General features: G+C 61.0%; 14 protein-coding genes and 1 pseudogene. 7 read left to right on the forward strand and 8 right to left on the reverse strand.

All coding sequences use genetic code 11. The features are described 5' to 3' along the window. Positions 1 to 75: 75 nt before the first annotated feature. Positions 76 to 906 carry a transporter substrate-binding domain-containing protein gene (locus ACODR6_RS06370; protein WP_489021617.1) on the reverse strand — a complete coding sequence of 277 codons (831 nt, stop codon included), beginning with the start codon at positions 904 to 906 and terminating at the stop codon, positions 76 to 78. Between the two features lie 239 nt (positions 907 to 1,145). On the opposite strand from ACODR6_RS06370, the gene ACODR6_RS06375 reads away from it, so the two are divergent. Further along, positions 1,146 to 3,032, forward strand: a complete 1,887-nt coding sequence (locus tag ACODR6_RS06375; RefSeq protein WP_489021619.1) for a bifunctional sugar phosphate isomerase/epimerase/4-hydroxyphenylpyruvate dioxygenase family protein — start codon at positions 1,146 to 1,148, stop codon at positions 3,030 to 3,032. Here ACODR6_RS06375 and ACODR6_RS06380 read toward each other — a convergent pair. From ACODR6_RS06380 to ACODR6_RS06390, 3 genes are all read right to left on the reverse strand, one after another. Beyond that, on the reverse strand, positions 3,029 to 3,703 hold the full coding sequence (locus ACODR6_RS06380; protein WP_489021621.1) for a GntR family transcriptional regulator: 675 nt from the start codon (positions 3,701 to 3,703) through the stop codon (positions 3,029 to 3,031). The two genes, ACODR6_RS06375 and ACODR6_RS06380, sit on opposite strands and share 4 nt — an antisense overlap. 46 nt (positions 3,704 to 3,749) lie before the next feature. Continuing rightward, positions 3,750 to 4,445: a GntR family transcriptional regulator gene (locus ACODR6_RS06385; protein ID WP_489021623.1), complete on the reverse strand. Its 696-nt coding sequence runs from the start codon at positions 4,443 to 4,445 to the stop codon at positions 3,750 to 3,752. Positions 4,446 to 4,733: 288 nt separating this feature from the next. After that, positions 4,734 to 5,753 carry a LacI family DNA-binding transcriptional regulator gene (locus ACODR6_RS06390; protein ID WP_489021625.1) on the reverse strand — a complete coding sequence of 340 codons (1,020 nt, stop codon included), beginning with the start codon at positions 5,751 to 5,753 and terminating at the stop codon, positions 4,734 to 4,736. A gap of 133 nt (positions 5,754 to 5,886) precedes the next feature. On the opposite strand from ACODR6_RS06390, the gene ACODR6_RS06395 reads away from it, so the two are divergent. The 6 genes from ACODR6_RS06395 to ACODR6_RS06420 all read left to right on the forward strand — a co-directional run bounded on the left by ACODR6_RS06395 (position 5,887) and on the right by ACODR6_RS06420 (position 13,565). After that, complete coding sequence (locus tag ACODR6_RS06395; RefSeq protein ID WP_489021627.1) at positions 5,887 to 8,208, forward strand: family 78 glycoside hydrolase catalytic domain; 2,322 nt, start codon at positions 5,887 to 5,889, stop codon at positions 8,206 to 8,208. A gap of 67 nt (positions 8,209 to 8,275) precedes the next feature. Beyond that, a complete protein-coding gene (locus ACODR6_RS06400) occupies positions 8,276 to 9,550 on the forward strand; it encodes an ABC transporter substrate-binding protein (RefSeq protein ID WP_489021629.1) in 1,275 nt (424 codons plus the stop codon). Positions 9,551 to 9,616: 66 nt separating this feature from the next. After that, positions 9,617 to 10,480 carry a carbohydrate ABC transporter permease gene (locus ACODR6_RS06405; protein ID WP_112719968.1) on the forward strand — a complete coding sequence of 288 codons (864 nt, stop codon included), beginning with the start codon at positions 9,617 to 9,619 and terminating at the stop codon, positions 10,478 to 10,480. 32 nt (positions 10,481 to 10,512) lie between these two features. Continuing rightward, the gene (locus tag ACODR6_RS06410) at positions 10,513 to 11,301 is read left to right on the forward strand and encodes a carbohydrate ABC transporter permease (RefSeq protein ID WP_489022207.1); all 789 of its coding nucleotides are present in this window, start codon (positions 10,513 to 10,515) and stop codon (positions 11,299 to 11,301) included. A gap of 3 nt (positions 11,302 to 11,304) precedes the next feature. Further along, positions 11,305 to 12,285 carry an ABC transporter ATP-binding protein gene (locus tag ACODR6_RS06415; protein WP_489021632.1) on the forward strand — a complete coding sequence of 327 codons (981 nt, stop codon included), beginning with the start codon at positions 11,305 to 11,307 and terminating at the stop codon, positions 12,283 to 12,285. A 311-nt stretch (positions 12,286 to 12,596) separates the two neighbouring features. Then, positions 12,597 to 13,565: an MBL fold metallo-hydrolase gene (locus tag ACODR6_RS06420; protein ID WP_413710160.1), complete on the forward strand. Its 969-nt coding sequence runs from the start codon at positions 12,597 to 12,599 to the stop codon at positions 13,563 to 13,565. A gap of 57 nt (positions 13,566 to 13,622) precedes the next feature. Here the strand turns inward: ACODR6_RS06420 and ACODR6_RS06425 are convergent, their stop codons facing one another. The 4 genes and pseudogenes from ACODR6_RS06425 to ACODR6_RS06440 form a co-directional block, all read right to left on the reverse strand. After that, a complete protein-coding gene (locus ACODR6_RS06425; protein WP_489021635.1) occupies positions 13,623 to 14,255 on the reverse strand; it encodes a CatB-related O-acetyltransferase in 633 nt (210 codons plus the stop codon). 44 nt (positions 14,256 to 14,299) lie between these two features. After that, the gene (locus tag ACODR6_RS06430; protein WP_489022209.1) at positions 14,300 to 16,144 is read right to left on the reverse strand and encodes a PAS domain-containing protein; all 1,845 of its coding nucleotides are present in this window, start codon (positions 16,142 to 16,144) and stop codon (positions 14,300 to 14,302) included. Between the two features lie 150 nt (positions 16,145 to 16,294). Further along, positions 16,295 to 16,903: pseudogene (locus ACODR6_RS06435) on the reverse strand (PAS domain-containing protein); the annotation flags it as partial. 186 nt (positions 16,904 to 17,089) lie between these two features. Then, entirely contained in the window at positions 17,090 to 17,353 is a 264-nt protein-coding gene (locus ACODR6_RS06440; protein ID WP_489021637.1) for a hypothetical protein, read from the reverse strand. Positions 17,354 to 17,483 lie beyond the last annotated feature (130 nt).

Below are 17,483 nucleotides of genomic sequence, written 5' to 3' on the forward strand. Positions count from 1 at the left end.
TCAATTTCGGGCACGGGGCCGGGTGGACGGGCATCGCGATGCCCGCCTTGGATTTGGATTTCTGTGAGCGACTGCTCAGCCCGCGGTGAACGGGATGCCGTCGAGCTTTTCCGGGAATTCCGGAACCGGTACCTTCATCCACTTGTCGTAGATGGTCTTCAGCTCGCCATTGCCCTTGATCTTGTCGATGAAGGTGTTGAGCGCGGCGTTCAGTTCCTTCTCGCCGAGACGGGTGCAGGCGCCGTTATAAAGCTTCTGGAACTCGAGCTTGTTTTCGAATTCGCCGGGACGGGCCTTCTCGACACGGTCCATGTAGAAGATGTTGCCGCCGAGCGCATCGACCTGACCGGAAACGAGAGCCTGGACGCTGGCCGCGTCGCCGTCGAAGCGGCGGATGGTGGCGGTGGACGGCGCGTTCTTGGTGACCTGCGTATCCTGCGCGGCGCCCTTGGCGACGGAGATGGTCAGGTTGGCCATGTCCTCATTGGTCTTGATCGACTTGTTCTTCGGCCCGATGAGCACGATGGCATTGGCATTGTAGGGCTTCGAGAACTGCACGGCCTTGGCGCGATCCGGCAGCATGGCCATGGTCGCGAACAAAACATCGACGCGGCCGGTCGTCAGCGCCGGAATGCGGTTGTTGACTTCGAGCGGCACGAACTCGACTTCGACGCCCAGTTCCTTGGCGAAAAGCGCGCCCATATCGGCGTCGAAACCATCCTGCTTGCCGGCCGAGGTGACGAAGCCCCATGGCGGGTTGTCGCCCTGGATGCCGACGATCAGCTTGCCGCGGGCCTTGATTTCCTCGGGCGTAACAGCAGCGGCGGGCTGCGCGAGCCCGATGGCGGCAACGACAGCCACAGCGCCGAGCATCGCATTGCGACGGGTCAGCATCGATTTGAACATTGTTTTCCTCCTCCGTTGGGCGGCCGGTCCGGCCTCCACAGTCATCCTCTCCCGACCGTGTGCCAGCATAATTGCCAGAGAGCCGTTCTTAGATCAACATATTTTTCTCAAAATCTATGATGAAAACGAATTTCCCAATTGAATTGAAATTCTACCGGTATTCTGCATAATGCCCGCAGCGAGAATGCCGAGGCCGTGGCTTTGCCATCAGCGTCAGGCGAAATCGGGAGGAGCCGGACATGAAGACTTCGATTGCGACCGTCAGCATCAGCGGAGAACTGCCGGAGAAGCTCGAGGCGATCGCGAGAGCAGGGTTTGACGGGGTGGAGATCTTCGAGAATGACTTCCTGGCCTTCGACCGAAGCCCGGCCGAGGTTGGAAAGATGGCACGGGACCTCGGGCTGGCGATCACGCTGTTCCAGCCGTTCCGCGATTTCGAGGGGATGCCGGAGCCGCTGCGCGGCCGCACCTTCGATCGTGCCGAGCGGAAATTCGACGTCATGCAGGAGCTTGGGACAGATCTCGTTCTCGTCTGTTCGAATGTCTCGTCGGTGGCGCTCGGCGGGATCGATCGCGCTGCCGCCGACTTCCACGAACTTGGCGAGCGCGCCGCGCGCCGGGGGCTGCGGGTCGGCTATGAGGCCCTGGCATGGGGGTGCTTCATCAATGATCATCGCGATGCCTGGGAAATCGTGCGCCGCGCCAATCATCCGAATGTCGGCCTGATCCTCGACAGTTTTCATTCGCTGTCGCGCAAGATCGACGTCAATTCGATCCGCTCCATCCCGCCGGAGAAGATCTTTATCGTCCAGCTCGCCGATGCACCGCTGATCGATATGGACCTGCTCTATTGGAGCAGGCATTTCCGCAATATGCCGGGCGAGGGCGATCTGCCGGTTGCCGAGTTTACCGAGGCCGTGGCTTCGACCGGCTATGACGGCTATTACTCGCTGGAGATCTTCAACGACCAGTTCCGGGGCGGCTCGACACGCGAGATTGCCGCCGATGGCCATCGCTCGCTGATCTATCTCGGCGACCAGGTGGGCCGCAGGACGAAGACGGGCATCGGGCTCGACATGCCGCCGCGGGCTGCCGCCCAAGGTGTCGGCTTCGTGGAGTTCGCCACCGACGAGGATGAAGCCGTCGAGCTTGAGGGTCTGCTCAAGACGCTCGGCTTTCGCAAGGCGGCCGTCCACAAATCCAAGAATGTCAGCCTCTATCAGCAGGGCGACATTCGCATTCTCGTCAATGCCGATCCGGCAGGCTTTGCGAGCGCCGCTTATGCGGTTCACGGCACCTTTGCCTATGCGATGGCACTTGCCGTCGACGATGCGGCGGAAGCCTACAAGCGGGCATTGGCGCTGGATGCAGAGCCGTTCCAGCAGGCGGTGGCCGAGGGCGAGCTTGAAATTCCCGCCATCCGCGGCGTCGGCGGCGGCGTGATCTACCTGATCGACCACAAGAGCCCGCTCGGCCACTTCTCGGAGATCGATTTCGAGCCTGTGCAAGCCGATAAAGCCTCTGACGCAGGCCTGCTGCGCATCGATCATATTGCCCAGACCGTCGGCTATGACGAAATGCTGACCTGGCTGCTGTTCTACACCTCGATCTTCGAGACCAGGAAGACGCCCGTCGTCGATATCATCGATCCCGGCGGCGTCGTGCGCAGCCAGGTTATCGAGAATGCCGACGGTTCGCTTCGCATCACCATGAACGGTGCCGAAAACCGCCGGACGCTCGCCGGTCACTTCATCGCCGAGAAATTCGGAGCCGGAATCCAGCATCTGGCCTTTTCGACGAGCGATATATTCGCCACCGCGAAGGCGTTGCGCGAAAAAGGCTTCAAGGCGCTTCACATCTCACCGAACTACTATGACGACGCCGAAGCGCGGTTCGGCCTCGATCCTGATCTCAGCGAGAGGCTCAAGGCAGAAAACATTCTCTATGACCGCGACGAGGAGGGCGAGTATTTCCAGCTCTATAGCGGCACATACGGCGAAGGCTTCTTCTTCGAGATCGTCGAGCGGCGCGGTTATCGCGGCTACGGCGCGCCGAATGCCATCTTCCGGATCGCGGCTCTGAAGAAGCAGATGCGGCCCGATGGTATCCCGAAGGATGCGCTCTAGGCGAGCCGGCCGCTTTTCAGGACGTGATCGACGCCGCTCTGGACGTGGCTGACGACGACAGCCTGAGCACCGGTGACATCGCGCTTCAGCGCCAGCTGGAAGAGCAGCTTGTGATCATCGACCACCGCCTGGCCGCGGAAGCTGCGGGCCAGCATATGATAGCGCAGGAAGCGGTCGAAAACTGAGGACAGCATGGCCATCAGCGTCACGGAATCGCAGGCCGAGACGATCGCCTGGTGGAACTCCCAGTCGTAGCGCACCCAGTCGACGGTTCGTGAGGCATCTCCTGACAGCAGCTTCTTCTCGGCTGCCGCCAGCTTGTGATGCGCCGCGACGATCCGGCCTTCCCATTCCAGATTGCCCGCCGCAAACGAAAGCGCGATCGCGTGTGTCTCCAGCACGCTGCGCAAATCCGCAAGCTCCGCCAGTTCCTTGCGCGAGGCAGGGCTGACCTCGAAGCCGCGCTGCCCCTCTGCCAGTACCAGATTTTCCGTTGTCAGCCGGCTGAGGATTTCGCGCAGCGAGGAGACGCTGATCGAATAGCGCTCCTTGGCCTGCTCCAGCTTGATTTTCGCGCCGGGCGCCAATGTGCCCGAGATGATGTCTTCTCGGATTTTTCGGAAGACGACATCGCTGACGGTCTCGGATGTCTCGTTGGTCGGCTTCAGCATGGCATGTCCTGATCGGCTCTGAAGGGCAGGTGATCGCGGGTGTTGATCAAAGCCGTCGTTTCGCCAGTGCGTGTTCGACGCCACCCTGGATATGGCGCTGCAGGATTGCCTTGGCCGTCGCGCTGTCGCGGGCAAGTGCTGCCTCCAGAAGCTGCCGGTGCTCCGTCTCCGCCACGTTGCCGCGATAGGAAAGGGCGACCATCTGATAGCGAAGATATTTGTCGAAAACCGCCGAATGCATGTCCATCAGCAGACGCGAGCCGCAGGCCGAGATCAGCGCCTGATGAAATTCCCAGTCATAGCGCTTCCAGTCTTCGGCCTTGCTGGTATCGCCGGTGGCCATGACCTCTTCCATGCGGGCGAGCTTGTAGTGGGCGGCCATCAGCGTCGCTTCCCACTCCACATCGCCGCGCTCAAAGGACTGTTCGAGCGCGTGCTCCTCGAGCAGCAGCCGGAGTGCCGCGATCTCCCGCAAGTCAGCCTCCGAAACCGGCGCCACATCGAAACCGCGCTGCCCCTCGGCGATCACCAGCCCCTCGGAGGTCAGCCGGTTCAGGATTTCGCGCAGCGTGCTGACGCTGGTGTCGTAGGCGGCTTTGAGATTTTCGAGTTTCAGCTTCTGCCCGGGAGCCAGGCGCCCGAAGATGATATCGGCCTTGATCTGCCGATAGCTGCTCTCCGCAACGGTTTCGCTAGACGGCGTCTGCAGCAAGGTGATCTCCGATATTTCGTGTTTTGTCATAGGCATATCGACGAGTGGAGCCGATGGCAATACGGAGGTGCACCTGAGCACTAGTTGTGACCAATGGCTCTCGGAGGTTTTTCGAGCATCAATAGTCGCGTTGAAGCCTTGCGCTAACAATTATTTGGACATGGAGAACGTGCTGGGTTCGAGTCCTGAAGCGAAGGCAATATTTGCAGGTCGCTACGCGATTATGTGCCCGCAGCCAGAGTTCACGGAAAGACAGATCACGAGCCGCTAGGGGACTTCGCTCCGTATGGGCGGCACGGCGACGGACTTACATTCAAGCTAAAGGCTGCCGCGTGTCGTAACGCGGGGCTCAATAAGGCGATGTTCTGCAACATTCCGGCCATTGATCCGGCTGAGCAGCATTTCCGCTGCTGTGCGGCCGAGCTCGGCAGGGTTCTGGTCGATGCTGTCGAGGCCGACGAGGGGGATCGCTGCGACGGGGGAATTGTCGTAGCCGATGATCGCAAGATCTTCCGGCACCCGAATACCGCGCATGCGCGCCATGTTGACGAGCGGTACCGCATCGAGATCCGACCAGACGAAAACGGCGCGTGGCCGGTCCGGCATATTCAGGAATGCTTCCATTTCCGCATTACGGTCGGAGGAAACTGGAGGCAGGCGGATAATACGATCCTGCAGCTCGAGGCGCCTTGCTGCTTCAAGATAGCCGCGTTCGCGCTGTATGGCGACGACCGTCGGTGGCGAATCCATGAGCTCGTAGCCGAGCATGGCGATATCGCGGTATCCCTTCGCAAAGGCCGCCTCCACAGCGATGAATGCCCCCCTGCGGTCATCCGAATTGACGGAATCGTATGTCTGCGCCTCGCTTTCATGGTGCGCGATGACGACGATGGGGATCTGCCTGGCGTAGCGATCCAGGACTTTCCCCGATATCCGTGGCGCAATGATCAGGACGCCATCCATCCGGTTGTCGATCATCGACTCGATCATGGAAGTCTCGATGGAACTGGCGGAATGCCCGATCCCGATCATTGATTTGTAACCGCCTCCAAGCAGTGCGGCGTTGGCACTCTCCACCACGCCGGCCAGGAAGGGGTTGCTGAGCTCGATCACCAGAACGCCCACCGTACTGGTCTGGCCGCGCATCGCGCGTGCGGCGACGGACGGGCGGTAATTCAGTTTCTCGATCGATGTCTCGACCTTCTGCCGCAAGCTTTCGCTGACGCCATAGGCGTTACGCAAAACCTTGGAGACCGCGGCCACCGAAACCCCGGCATCAACCGCCACATCACGGATGGTGATGCGATCCTTCGGTTTGTTAACGTCCTGAAAATCCATGCAGAAATGCTCTCTCTCCGGTGTCGCCGGCGATTATAGGGAAAAAGCCCTTGCCACGCAATTCGATTTGTAGAATGATATACATAGAACGATATACGCACCGTGTGGGAGCGCGGTTGGAGGAGAGGTATCAATGAATATCGTGACGCAAGGCACTGCCGTGTCCGCTTCAAACCACGTCTGGTCCGGCGCATCGATGATTGCGCCATCCTGCGACGCCGGTCAGGGAAAGGCGGGCAGCTTCGTCTCCGCAACCTTCAGTATCGCCACCCTTCCGCGTACTGCTACGCTGCGCATATCGGCGCTCGGCCTCTACCGTGCCTTCATCAACGGCAAGCGGGTCGGTATCGACCTGCTCACGCCCGGCTGGACCTGCTATGACGACCGTATCGCTTACCAGACCTATGAAGTGTCCGATCTTTTGGTCGTCGGCGAAAACCGGATCGAGATCTGGCTTGGCGATGGCTGGTACCGCAGCCAGCTGATGTGGGCCTCCAACCCGATCGTCAATTGCTGGGGAGACCGGGTAGGGGCGCTTGCAGACCTTCGAAGTGGCGACGCCCTCCTTCTGCAGACGGACGCCAGCTGGCAAAGCGGCTTCACGCCTGTCCTTCGCAATGGCATCTATTTCGGTGAGGACTACGATGCGCGGATCGAGCTACGCGATATTGGCGGCGTCGAAATCCTGCCGGTCGACGAGACAAAACTTGTTCCGCACGAAACGGATGCGGTCCGTGAGCTCGCCGCCCGCCCGCCGCTTGACAGCTGGGTGGAGGCCGATGGCCGGACAGTCTATGACTTCGGCCAGAATGCCGGAGCCTATATCCGCATACGCGTGCAAGGCGAAGCCGGTGCGCAGATCCGTGTCGAGCATTCAGAAGTGCTCGGTCCCGACCGTCACTTCGACAATCGGAACTATCGCAGCGCCCGCGCCGAGCTTGTCTATACATTGAGCGGTGACGGAGAAGAATCCTATGCGCCGCTGTTCACCTTCATGGGCTTCCGCTACGCGCGCCTCAGCCTGACGGGACGCGTCGAGGTGCTGGCGATCGAGATGGTGCCGATTTCCTCGGTGCCTGTGGCAGCCGGCGGCTTCACCTGCGGGGTCGATGCGGTCAATCGGCTGGTCGAGAACACGATCTGGTCGCAGCGTTCCAATTTCATCGAGATTCCTACCGATTGCCCTCAACGCGATGAACGGCTTGGCTGGACTGGCGATGCACAGGTGTTCGCCGGAACCGCCTGCTGGCTTGCCGACAGCCAGTCCTTCCTGCGCAAGTATCTTCGCGATGTGATGCATGATCAGCGTCCAAATGGCGCCGTTCCGCACTTCTCCCCCGATCCGACGCGTCTTCACCCGATCACGGATCGCGGCGACTGGGCCGGCTCCACCGGCTGGGGGGATGCGATCGTCATCATTCCGTGGCAGCTCTATCTGCACTACGGCGACAAGGCTGCCCTGGAGGAATGCTTCCCGGCGATGCTGCGGTGGCTCGACTATCTCTGGAATATTTCTGACGGACCGGTCATTCGTCCACCTGCTGTGTGGGGCGAGCATGGATTTACCTTCGGCGACTGGCTGCAGCCGGTTGGCGATAACCGCAAGCCGCGGCCGACCGTCGCCGACGATTGCGCAGCGACGCTCTATCACTTCATCTCGACCGAGATCGCGGCGCGGATTGCCCGTGTCATCGGCGAGAATAGTGAAGCGGAGCGGCTGGCGTCGCGGGCTGCCGAGATCAGGCAAGCTTTCAAGCACGAATTCTTCTCGCCATCGGGACGGATCGCCCACAATGATCAGACGTCGTGGGCGTTGGCGTTTCTCTATGGCCTGGTGCCGGCCGAATATGAGGGGGCTGGTCGCGCCTACTTCCGCAAGGTCGCTGAAGAGACCGATGGTGTCATCGGTACTGGCTTCATCGGCACGCCGGCGCTGCTGCCCGCGCTTACACGCCTCGGTATGCTCGACCTTGCTGAAAAGATGTTTCTCAATCGCAACGTTCCGGGCTGGCTCTACCAGGTCGAGCGCGGCGCGACGACGATCTGGGAGCGCTGGGACGCGCTTGCCGAGGACGGCACGATCTATGATCCCGATATGAACAGCTACAATCACTATGCCTATGGCGCCGTATGCCAGTGGTTGTTCGAGGATGTCGCCGGCATCAAGCCGAGGGAAGAGAACCCGGCATTTCACGAGATACTGTTCGATCCGGCGATTTTGCCGGCGCTGTCACCGGTCTCGGCCTGGCACGACACGGCCCTTGGCCGGGTGGAGGTGCAGTGGAGCCTCGAGGCAGGGCAGGTGACCTGCAACCTCGCTCTACCGGCCGGCATGACCGCGCGAATGGATGCGACAGCGAAGCGCCGCGCACTGCGCATTGACGGACAGGCCGTCGCCCAGGGAACCTCGGCAACCATCGCCGCCGGCCGGCACGTCATCGAGTTTGCGATCTGACATCGGGTTTGGCCTTGCCACAACCAAAAGCGGAAATCATCCTGGTCTTCAAGAGGAGGAATTGACCATGAGAATGACGAGATACGGCATTGTTGCCGCAAGCATGCTGGGCTTGTCCGCCGGCGCCGCATGGGCCGACGTCACGCTCGGCATTATGATCGACACAAATCCCGAGTCGATCGCTTCCTTCGACGCCGTCTCAAAGGCCTATAGTGAAAAGCACCCGGAGGTCACCTTCGACGTCGAGCAGAGAGCCGGCGGATCGGAAGGTGACAATATCGTCAAGACGCGGCTGGCAACCGGCGAGATGCCCGATATTTTTCAATACAATAGCGGCTCGCTGTTCCAGGCGTTGAAGCCGGAGCAGACGATCGCCGACCTATCGGATCTTCCTTCCGCAGCCGGCATATTGGATACGTTCAAGAAGGTCGTCAGCGCCTCCGATGGTCATGTTCGCGGCATTCCGTTCGGGCCGGCCATGGGCGGCGGCATCTTCTACAACAGGAAAATCTATGCCGAGCTTGGCCTTCAGCCGCCGAAGACCTGGGCCGATTTCATCGCCAACAATCAGAAGATCAAGGCGGCCGGCAAGGTTGCGCTGGCGCAGACTTACGGCACGACGTGGACGTCGCAGATCTTCGTGCTGGCAGATTTCTTCAATGTTCAATCCGAGGTTCCGAATTTCGCGACGGACTATACGGCGAACAAGGTGAAGTACGCGACCACGCCGGCCGCACTGCGTGGCTTTGAGCATGTAGAAGAAGTCGCCAAGGCCGGCTTCTTTAATGAGGACTTCGGCGCTGCGACCTTCGACGACGGCATGCGTATGGTATCGACCGGCGAAGCCGCACATTACCCGAGCCTCACCTTCGGCATCGGCAATATCCAGCAGAATTTCCCCGACAACCTGCAGGATGTCGGCTTCTTCGCCGTGCCGGGCAACGATGCAGCCAAGAACGGACTGACCATCTGGATGCCGGCGGCGCTCTATCTCTCGGCAAAGGCAGAACATCTCGAAGAGGCAAAGAAGTTTCTCGATTTCGTCGCCTCGAAGGAAGGCTGCGAGCTGATGGCCAAGGCCGTGCCGTCCGGTCCCTATCTGATCAAGGGCTGCGAACTGCCGAAGGACGTGCCGCAGGCAGTCAGCGATATGCTGCCCTATTTCGAAACCGAGGGCCGCGCGGGTCCGGCGCTCGAGTTCCTTTCGCCGGTAAAGGGCCCGGCGCTCGAACAGATCGCGGTCGAGGTCGGTACCGGAATTCGCTCGGCCAAGGATGCCGCCGCGCTTTATGACCAGGACGTGGAAAAGCAGGCAAAGCAACTCGGCCTGCCGAACTGGTAACGGCTGTAGCCCGCATCCCGCATGGCTTTCGCCGCGGGATGCGGGCCAGATGTTCAAGGAGCCGCCATGGTCGCGCGAAAATCCCCTTATCCGTACTGGTTCGTTCTGCCTGCGGCGGTTGTGTTCACCACGCTCTTTCTGGCGCCCACGATCGCATCCTTCTGGTTCAGCCTGACGCGCTGGGATCTCTTCACCACGCAGTTCATCGGCCTGGAGAATTACAAGCAGTTCTTCCGCGAGCCTTTCCTGATCAAGGGACTGATCAACACGGTCATCTATGCCGTGACGACATCCGCGGCCAAGACCGTGCTCGGCCTGTTGCTTGCCGTGCTGCTGACGTCGGGAATTTGGGCGCAGGGCGCGCTGCGGACGATCATCTTCTTTCCCGTTCTCGTCTCGACCATTGGCGTCGGCATCACCTTTTCCGTTCTGATGCATCCGACCCGCGGCCTGATCAATGTCGCGCTGGCGACGCTCGGCATCCACGGCCCAGGCTGGCTGACGGATCCGGCGCTTGCGCTCTATTCCATCGTCGTCGTCGACGTCTGGAAGGGAGTGGGCCTCGCGACGGTCATCTACATCGCCGGTCTGGCATCTATAAGCCCCGATTATTACGAGGCGGCGCGGATTGACGGCGCGACACGCCGGCAGATGTTCTTCCGTGTCACCGTCCCTCTCTCCAAACCTGCAACAGTGACGGTAGTGACCCTTTCGCTGATCGGCGGTCTGCGCAGTTTCGATTTGATATGGGCGATGACCAAGGGTGGCCCCGGCTTTTCTTCCGACGTTCTGGCAAGCGTCATCTACAAACAGTATCAGGCCGGCTTCTACGGACTCTCGACCGCGGGCAATGTCATCCTTTTCCTCCTGATCGGCCTGATCGTCCTGCCGCTCACTGCCTGGTTCAACCGTAAGGAGATCGACCTGTGACGCGGCGCCAGCTCTATACCGGGATAGTGGCGATGCTCGCCTGCGGCGTGATCTTCGTCATGCCTTTCCTCTTCGTCTTCCTTACCGCCGCCAAGACGCGGCAGGAGGCCCAGGCGCTGACCTTCACGTGGCCCAGCGAATGGCAGCTGTGGCAAAACTTCATGGATGTGATCGAAGCCCGGAACTACATGCTCTTCCTGGCCTATTTCAACTCCACGGTGATCACCGTGGTCGCGGTGACGCTGCTCGTTCTTTTCGGAGCCATGGTCGGTTATGTCGTCCAGCGGCGTCCCTCGCGCTGGAACACGCTGATCTATGGCTTCGTTCTGGCAGGTCTGATGATCCCGCCCGCCGTCGTTCCGACGATCTGGGTGCTGCAGTCGCTCGGTCTCTTCAAGACCATATCCGGCATGATCCTCATCCAGATCGCCTACGGGCTATCGTTCACGATCCTGCTGTTTCGAAGCTTTATCGCCGCCATTCCGCGCGATCTCGATGAAGTGGCAATCGTTGATGGTGCCAAGCCGCTGCAGATTTTCTTCCGTGTTGTTCTGCCGCTGCTGAAGCCGGTCACGGTCACGGTCATCGTTGTCCAGTCGATTGCGATCTTCAACGATTTCACCAACCCGCTCTATTATCTTCCCGGCCGCGAAAACGTCACCGTGCAGCTCACCCTCTATAATTTTCAGGGGCAGTTTCAGACACAGTTCAATCTGCTGTTCATGAACATCCTGCTGGTGACCATTCCGCCACTCATCGTCTTCATCTTCTTCAACCGGCAGATCGTGGCAGGCATGACGGCCGGCGCCGTGAAAGGGTAATTCATGACAAGTGTCGTCCTTCAGGATGTCCGCAAGAGCTTCGGCAGCCTTGATGTCATCAAGGGCATCGATCTCACGATCGAGGCCGGTGAGTTCTGCGTCTTTGTCGGGCCGTCCGGCTGCGGAAAGTCGACGCTGCTGCGCATGATCTCCGGCCTGGAGACCTCGACGTCGGGAAAGATGTTCATCGACGGCAAGGATGTGACTGCGGCCGAACCATCCGAGCGCGGCATCGCGATGGTGTTTCAGTCCTATGCGCTCTATCCGCATCTTACCGTGGCCGAGAACATCGGCTTTGGCCTGTCGCTTGCCCGGCGCCCCAAGGCGGAAATCGCGGAGAAGGTCAAGCAGACGGCGGAGACGCTGCAGCTGGCACATCTGCTCGATCGCAAGCCGAAGGCGCTTTCCGGCGGGCAGCGTCAGCGCGTCGCCATCGGGCGTGCGATCATTCGCAACCCGAAGGTTTTCCTGTTCGACGAACCGCTGTCGAACCTTGATGCATCGTTGCGCTCGCAGATGCGCATCGAGCTGACCGAACTTCACGCCAAGCTCGGCGCCACCATGATCTACGTCACCCACGATCAGGTCGAGGCGATGACCATGGCCGACAAGATCGTCGTCCTCAATGGCGGAAAGATCGAACAGGTCGGCTCGCCGATGACCCTCTACAACCAACCGGCCACGCCCTTCGTCGCCGGCTTCATCGGCTCTCCTAAGACGAACCTCTTCGAAGGCGAGACCGCTGCGCAGGAGGGATGTACGATCTACGGCATCCGCCCTGAGCATCTGACGTTGTCGGCGACCGACGGCAAATGGAAAGGCGCGGTTCGCTATGTCGAACGGCTCGGCGCCGACGCGATCGTCTACCTCGATGTCCCCGGCTTGCCGTCACTGGTGGTTCGCACGGATGGGGATCGCAGGCTGGAAATCGGCGAGAAGCTCTTCGCATCACCGGTCGCTGGTAAAGAGGTCAGATTTCAGTAGCGGTCGACGCCTGCCTGAAAGCAGGATCTTTCCATCGCTGAATTTTCGCGCGCAGTCCGTCTGAAGCAGTCACGCACTAGAAGGCGGCATGGATTTGCATGGGCGGCGCCCCTCTGCACAGGCCGCCGCCGCATCCCGCACCCCCAAACCTACGTTTGGATTACCGGCGCCCCGGGCCACCGGTAGAACTGTTGCGGGCCGTCACCCGAGCGCCGTTGCGCACAAGCGCTGGTGCAAACTCAAAATTCCGTTGTGGCATAGGTCATATGGAGAGGTGGCCGGCTGGTGTCCAAACAACATAGGAGTGCGTCATGCCGCAGTCAGATACGAAAACCCGTCCGCCGGGTGCCAAGCAGCTGAAAGTTCCCTCGGAAAACGCCTTTCATCCCGGCCGCAATGGTGCCGGTGAGCTGGTGCCGTCGCGTTATGCGGTGAAGGTCGGCGATATCGATGTGATGGTCATCAGCGATGGGGTGCTGCCGCTGCCGACCTCGATGCTGGGTCACAATATCGATCCGGCGGTACGGGCGGATTGGATGGTAAACCAGTTCCTGCCGACGGATGCGTTCGACTGGCCGCTCAATGCGGTGGTCGTGCGCAGCGGCGAGCAGACTATTCTTCTCGATGCCGGACTGGGCCTTGATCCCGACCTGCATCTACCGCGCGCCGGCCAGCTGGTGAAGCGGCTGGAGGCGGCCGGGATCGATCTCGGGTCGGTGACCGATATCGTGCTCACCCATCTGCATATGGACCATATCGGCGGGCTCGTCGTTGAAGGCGTCAAGGAGCGGCTTCGTCCCGACCTGCGCATTCATGCTGCCGCCGCCGAGGCGAAATTCTGGGAGGCGCCGGACTTCTCCCACACCCATATGCCCGACGGCTTCCCGGATGCGCTGAGGGCGACCGCCAAGAAGTTCCTGGCGGAATATGCCGATCATCTGCGTCTTTTCGACGAAGAGCACGAGGTCGCTCCCGGCGTCGTTGCCCGCCGCACCGGTGGCCATACGCCGGGCCATAGCGTCATCCGTATCGCCTCCGGCGACGAGCGGCTGACATTTGCCGGCGATGCCGTCTTCACCGTCGGCTTCGACCAGCCGGACTGGTTCAACGGCTTCGAGCATGATCCGGAAGAGGCGGCGCGCGTGCGCGTCGAGCTATTGAAGGAGCTTGCGGCAACCGGCGAGTTGCTGGTCGCGACGCACCTGCCGTTCCCGTCCGTTGGCCGCGTGGCTGTCGCGGGAGACGCTTTCCGCTGGGTACCTGTGATCTGGGATTACTGATCGCCGGAACGGATGCTGCGAGGTCTGGCGTGTTGCCAGACCTCGCGTTGCGTCAAGCTAAGCCTTTTTGAGCGCTGCCAGATCGCCGCTTTCGAGTGCGGGCAGGTTGGCTTCGATCTTCTCTATCGGCCAGTCCCACCAGGCAAGATCCAGCAAATCACGAATCGTCTCGTCGTTGTAGCGCATGCGGATGATCGCTGCCGGATTGCCGCCAACCACCGCATAGGCCGGGACATTGCGCGTGACCACGGATGAGGCGGCGATGATGGCGCCCGGGCCGATCTGAACGCCCGGCATGATCACCGCGTCATGGCCGATCCAGACGTCGTTTCCGACGATGGTGTCCTTCACGGGAAGATCCGGATAGCCAAAGGTTTCCGGCTTGAAGATGCGGAACGGGTAGGTCGTGATGCCCGCCATCGGATGATTGGCGGAGCTCGTCATGAAATAGCTGCCGCGGGCGATCTGCACGAACTTGCCGATGACAAGACGTTCTCGGCTTTCGGCGAAGAGATAGGGCGCAAGGATCTCGGCGGTTTCCGCCAGTTTCCCGTAATGCGTGAAGTAGCTGTAATCGCCGATCTCGATGCGCGGATGGTCGATGACATTCTTCAGATAGATCGTGGTTCGCGACACTCTTCCATCGGGATGAGTGACCGGGAAGATCAGCGTAGGGTCGAGAAGAGGCATGAGCGGTGTTTTCCGAACGAGCGAAATTTCAAAAGCCGGCCGGTTCATGTCTCGGCGGGCAGCGTGAAGATGAACGTGGCGCCGAGCGGTTCGTTGTTCTCGACCCAGAGCTGGCCGGTATGGGATTCGACGATCGAGCGGCAGATCGAGAGCCCCATGCCCATTCCCCGTTCCTTCGTGGTGAAGAACGGCTCGAAGATCTTGTCGGGGAACTGGATGCCGTAGCCCCGATCGTCCACCTCGATGCGGACCATGTCCTGCGTTGAGCTGACGCGAATGCGCAGCACCTTTTCGGAATAGGCAGAGGCCATCGCATCGATGCCGTTGCGCATGAGATTGAAGAGAACCTGCTGGATCTGGATCCGGTCGAAAGGTGCCGGCCGCAATCCGGGCTCACACTGGATGTCGATCCGGACGCCGCGCCGTCTCGCCTCTTCGGCGATGAGATTGCGCGCCTCGAAGACGACATCGGCAATCGCCGTATAGTTCCGCTGGTCGGTGGATTGCCTGAACAGAGCACGGATGCGGCTGACGACATCGGCCGCCGAGTTCGCGCTTTGAATGATGCGTTCCAGCGATTTCTGGGCGCGCTCGAGATTGGGCGGATCGGCGTTCAGCCAGCGCTGGCAGGCCGCCGAAGAGTTGATCGCGGCCGACAGTGGCTGGTTGACCTCATGGGCGATCGAGGCCGAGAGCTCGGCAAGGCTGGCGGCCTGGCTAGCATGAGCGAGGTGACGCTGGGCAAGGAGAAGGTTTTCCTGGGCGCGGACCTCAGCATCGATATCGAGGCAGATGACATTCCACTGGATGATCTGTCCTTCGGTATTGCGCATCGGCGCCGCGCGGGTCTCGACCCAGCGGTATTCACCATCGAACCGGCGAAGCCGGTGCCTGTTCGCGTAGGGGGCGCCGGTTGCCAGAGAATGCCCATAGCGCTCCTTGACGCTTGCCAGATCCTCGCGGTGAACGCCGGCATCCAGCGTTTCGGCCAATCGGGACTTGTCCTTGCCGTCGAGTTCCTCGAGATCATAGCCAAGGAATTCCCGCAATTGCCGGCTGCGGAACATCGGCTCGCCGTCGGGAGCCGCGCAGTCGATCATCGCCGGCAGGGTTTCGACGAGCTGCCAGAGGAAGCGCTCCCGTTCCTGCAAAGCCTCCTGCGCCATGATCAGGTCATGGATGTCCGAGCTTACGCCGTACCACTGGATGATGCCGCCGCTCTCGTCCCGCAGGGGTTCGGCTCTCGTCTCCGTCCAGCGGTAGCTGCCGTCGGCGCGCAGCTGGCGGTATCGCTGCCGGTAGGGCGCGCCGGTCTCGAATGATATCTGGATCGCCTGGCGGGCGGTTTCGCGATCGTCGGGATGGATGACGCTCAGCGATGGTGATCCGTCGGTTGCGGTAATGTCCTCCAGCGTCGCGCCCGTTACTTCGGTAAAGCGCCGGTTCACATAGGTCGGCGTGCCATCGGGCATCGTGCTCCAGATGAGCGCGGGAACGGTATCGATCAATTGCTGCAGCAGGCGCTCGCGTTCGAGAAGCGCGGCCTCCGTCTTCTTGTAGACGTCTATATCCAATGTCGTGCCGTACCAGCCGGTAATCCGGCCCTGGCTGTCGCGTGTCGGGCGCGCCGCTGCCCGGTGCCAGACATAGGCGCCGGTGGCGCGCAGGATCCGGTATTCGAAATTCCAATGTTCGCCGGTTCGCAAGGCGTGGCGCAGGGAATCTCCGACGCGCTTTCGATCGTCCGGATGGGTGCCGCGCTGCCAGCCCTGTTCTCCGCCCTCCAGGAAGGCTTTGCCATCCAGCAACAGGTTCAGGTCCTCGAGAACCATCGCGATCGAGGTCTGCGCCGTCGGCGTGGCATAGGTGAACTGCCCCGAGGCATCCATCGCCCAAGCGCCGCCGTAGAGGCTCTCGATGGTGCGCGCGGCCTTGACGGCTTCGGTGGTCTCGCCGAGAAAATCCGCCGTCGTCCAGTGTTCTCCCTGCCGGGCGATGGCGGGTTCGACCGTGATGCTGGCGCCATTCTCCGGTTCGACCCGAAAATCGACCCAGCGATAGCTGCCGTCCGGCTGAAGCTGACGGTAACTGCTGACCTGGGGAACGCCATGGAAGAATGCCCTTGCGGTCGCCTGCTCGACCGTCGGGCGATCGTGGGGATGGACCGTCGCCATGTCGGAGAAAGCTTCTGGCTGGTTGAGTTCGGTGGGGGGCAGCTCCGCCATCGACGGCCGGGGTTCGGCGATCGGGATGATCTCGGCATCGATCACCGTGCCATACCAGCCTGTGATCGCTCCGGCGCTGTCAAAGAGCGGCTGCCCGGTGCTGCGCGCCCATCCATAGCCTCCGGTCGCCCGCAGCATCCGGTGCAGGACGCTGTATTGCTCCCCGGTCTGCAGGCAACGCCGCCACATCGCGGCCGCTTCGTCATAGTCCTCCGGATGGATGGCGCGCTTCCAGCCGAAGCTGTCTTCGTTCGAGGCGGCGTTGATATCGTCAAGGGTCAGGCCGAGGAATGTCAGCGCGGCCGGTGTCACGTAGATGAAGGCGCCGTCGGCGTCCGTCGCCCAGGCGTTGCCGACGATGCGCTCGACGGCTTTTGCCGCCTGCAGGGCATCAAGGTCGATCAGAACAGTCGTACCCATCATGCGGGCGGTACCAGACAAACCTGCGGGAATTGCCGAAGAACTGGCATCATCATAATTGACCGCCCCAACCGAGCAATGAGGCGGGCGATCTGCCGCCGGCCCCCGGCTAAATCTCTCTGCTATTCGTCGTCAAATTAGCATGGCTTGGCTCGAAACGGCGACATCCAATCTGAGCTGCATCGCGTATCAGCCGGGCGAACGGATCAGGCTGATGTAGGCGCTCATCATGTCTTCCGCTTCAGTGTCGCCCCAGAGGACGTCGATGACCTTGAACAGGCCGGACCCGTCTGCTGATGGGAACATGACGCGCTGACCGATATCGGGAACCGCAGACCAGATCCGCGTCAGAAACAGCTTGCCATCCAGGAGGAACTGCAGTCTGAACTGCGGCATCCGGTGCGGACCGGCAGCTTGCTCTCGCCTGTAGGTTTCGGAAGACGCGAGGGCCACCGTTGCTTGCCTCTGTACAGCCTGAGGTTTCTGGCCGCGGAACTCGACCTGCGCTCACTTTGCAGCACGAAGCCACCATGCGCATCCTATACAAGGGTTTCATGCGCAGGAGAGGCTGCTCAAGAAAGCA

The sequence above is a fragment of the Rhizobium sp. FG96 genome, from assembly GCF_057808655.1.

Excerpts from the sequence above, each read along its gene's own strand:
- ACODR6_RS06410 (WP_489022207.1), top strand. The coding sequence starts at position 10,513 with ATGCTCGCCTGCGGCGTGATCTTCGTCATGCCTTTCCTCTTCGTCTTC.
- ACODR6_RS06405 (WP_112719968.1), top strand. The coding sequence starts at position 9,617 with ATGGTCGCGCGAAAATCCCCTTATCCGTACTGGTTCGTTCTGCCTGCG.
- ACODR6_RS06425 (WP_489021635.1), bottom strand. The coding sequence starts at position 14,255 with ATGCCTCTTCTCGACCCTACGCTGATCTTCCCGGTCACTCATCCCGAT.
- ACODR6_RS06420 (WP_413710160.1), top strand. The coding sequence starts at position 12,597 with ATGCCGCAGTCAGATACGAAAACCCGTCCGCCGGGTGCCAAGCAGCTG.
- ACODR6_RS06375 (WP_489021619.1), top strand. The coding sequence starts at position 1,146 with ATGAAGACTTCGATTGCGACCGTCAGCATCAGCGGAGAACTGCCGGAG.
- ACODR6_RS06395 (WP_489021627.1), top strand. The coding sequence starts at position 5,887 with ATGAATATCGTGACGCAAGGCACTGCCGTGTCCGCTTCAAACCACGTC.
- ACODR6_RS06400 (WP_489021629.1), top strand. The coding sequence starts at position 8,276 with ATGAGAATGACGAGATACGGCATTGTTGCCGCAAGCATGCTGGGCTTG.
- ACODR6_RS06370 (WP_489021617.1), bottom strand. The coding sequence starts at position 906 with ATGTTCAAATCGATGCTGACCCGTCGCAATGCGATGCTCGGCGCTGTG.
- ACODR6_RS06430 (WP_489022209.1), bottom strand. The coding sequence starts at position 16,144 with ATGGATGCCTCGGGGCAGTTCACCTATGCCACGCCGACGGCGCAGACC.
- ACODR6_RS06390 (WP_489021625.1), bottom strand. The coding sequence starts at position 5,753 with ATGGATTTTCAGGACGTTAACAAACCGAAGGATCGCATCACCATCCGT.
- ACODR6_RS06415 (WP_489021632.1), top strand. The coding sequence starts at position 11,305 with ATGACAAGTGTCGTCCTTCAGGATGTCCGCAAGAGCTTCGGCAGCCTT.
- ACODR6_RS06380 (WP_489021621.1), bottom strand. The coding sequence starts at position 3,703 with ATGCTGAAGCCGACCAACGAGACATCCGAGACCGTCAGCGATGTCGTC.
- ACODR6_RS06385 (WP_489021623.1), bottom strand. The coding sequence starts at position 4,445 with ATGACAAAACACGAAATATCGGAGATCACCTTGCTGCAGACGCCGTCT.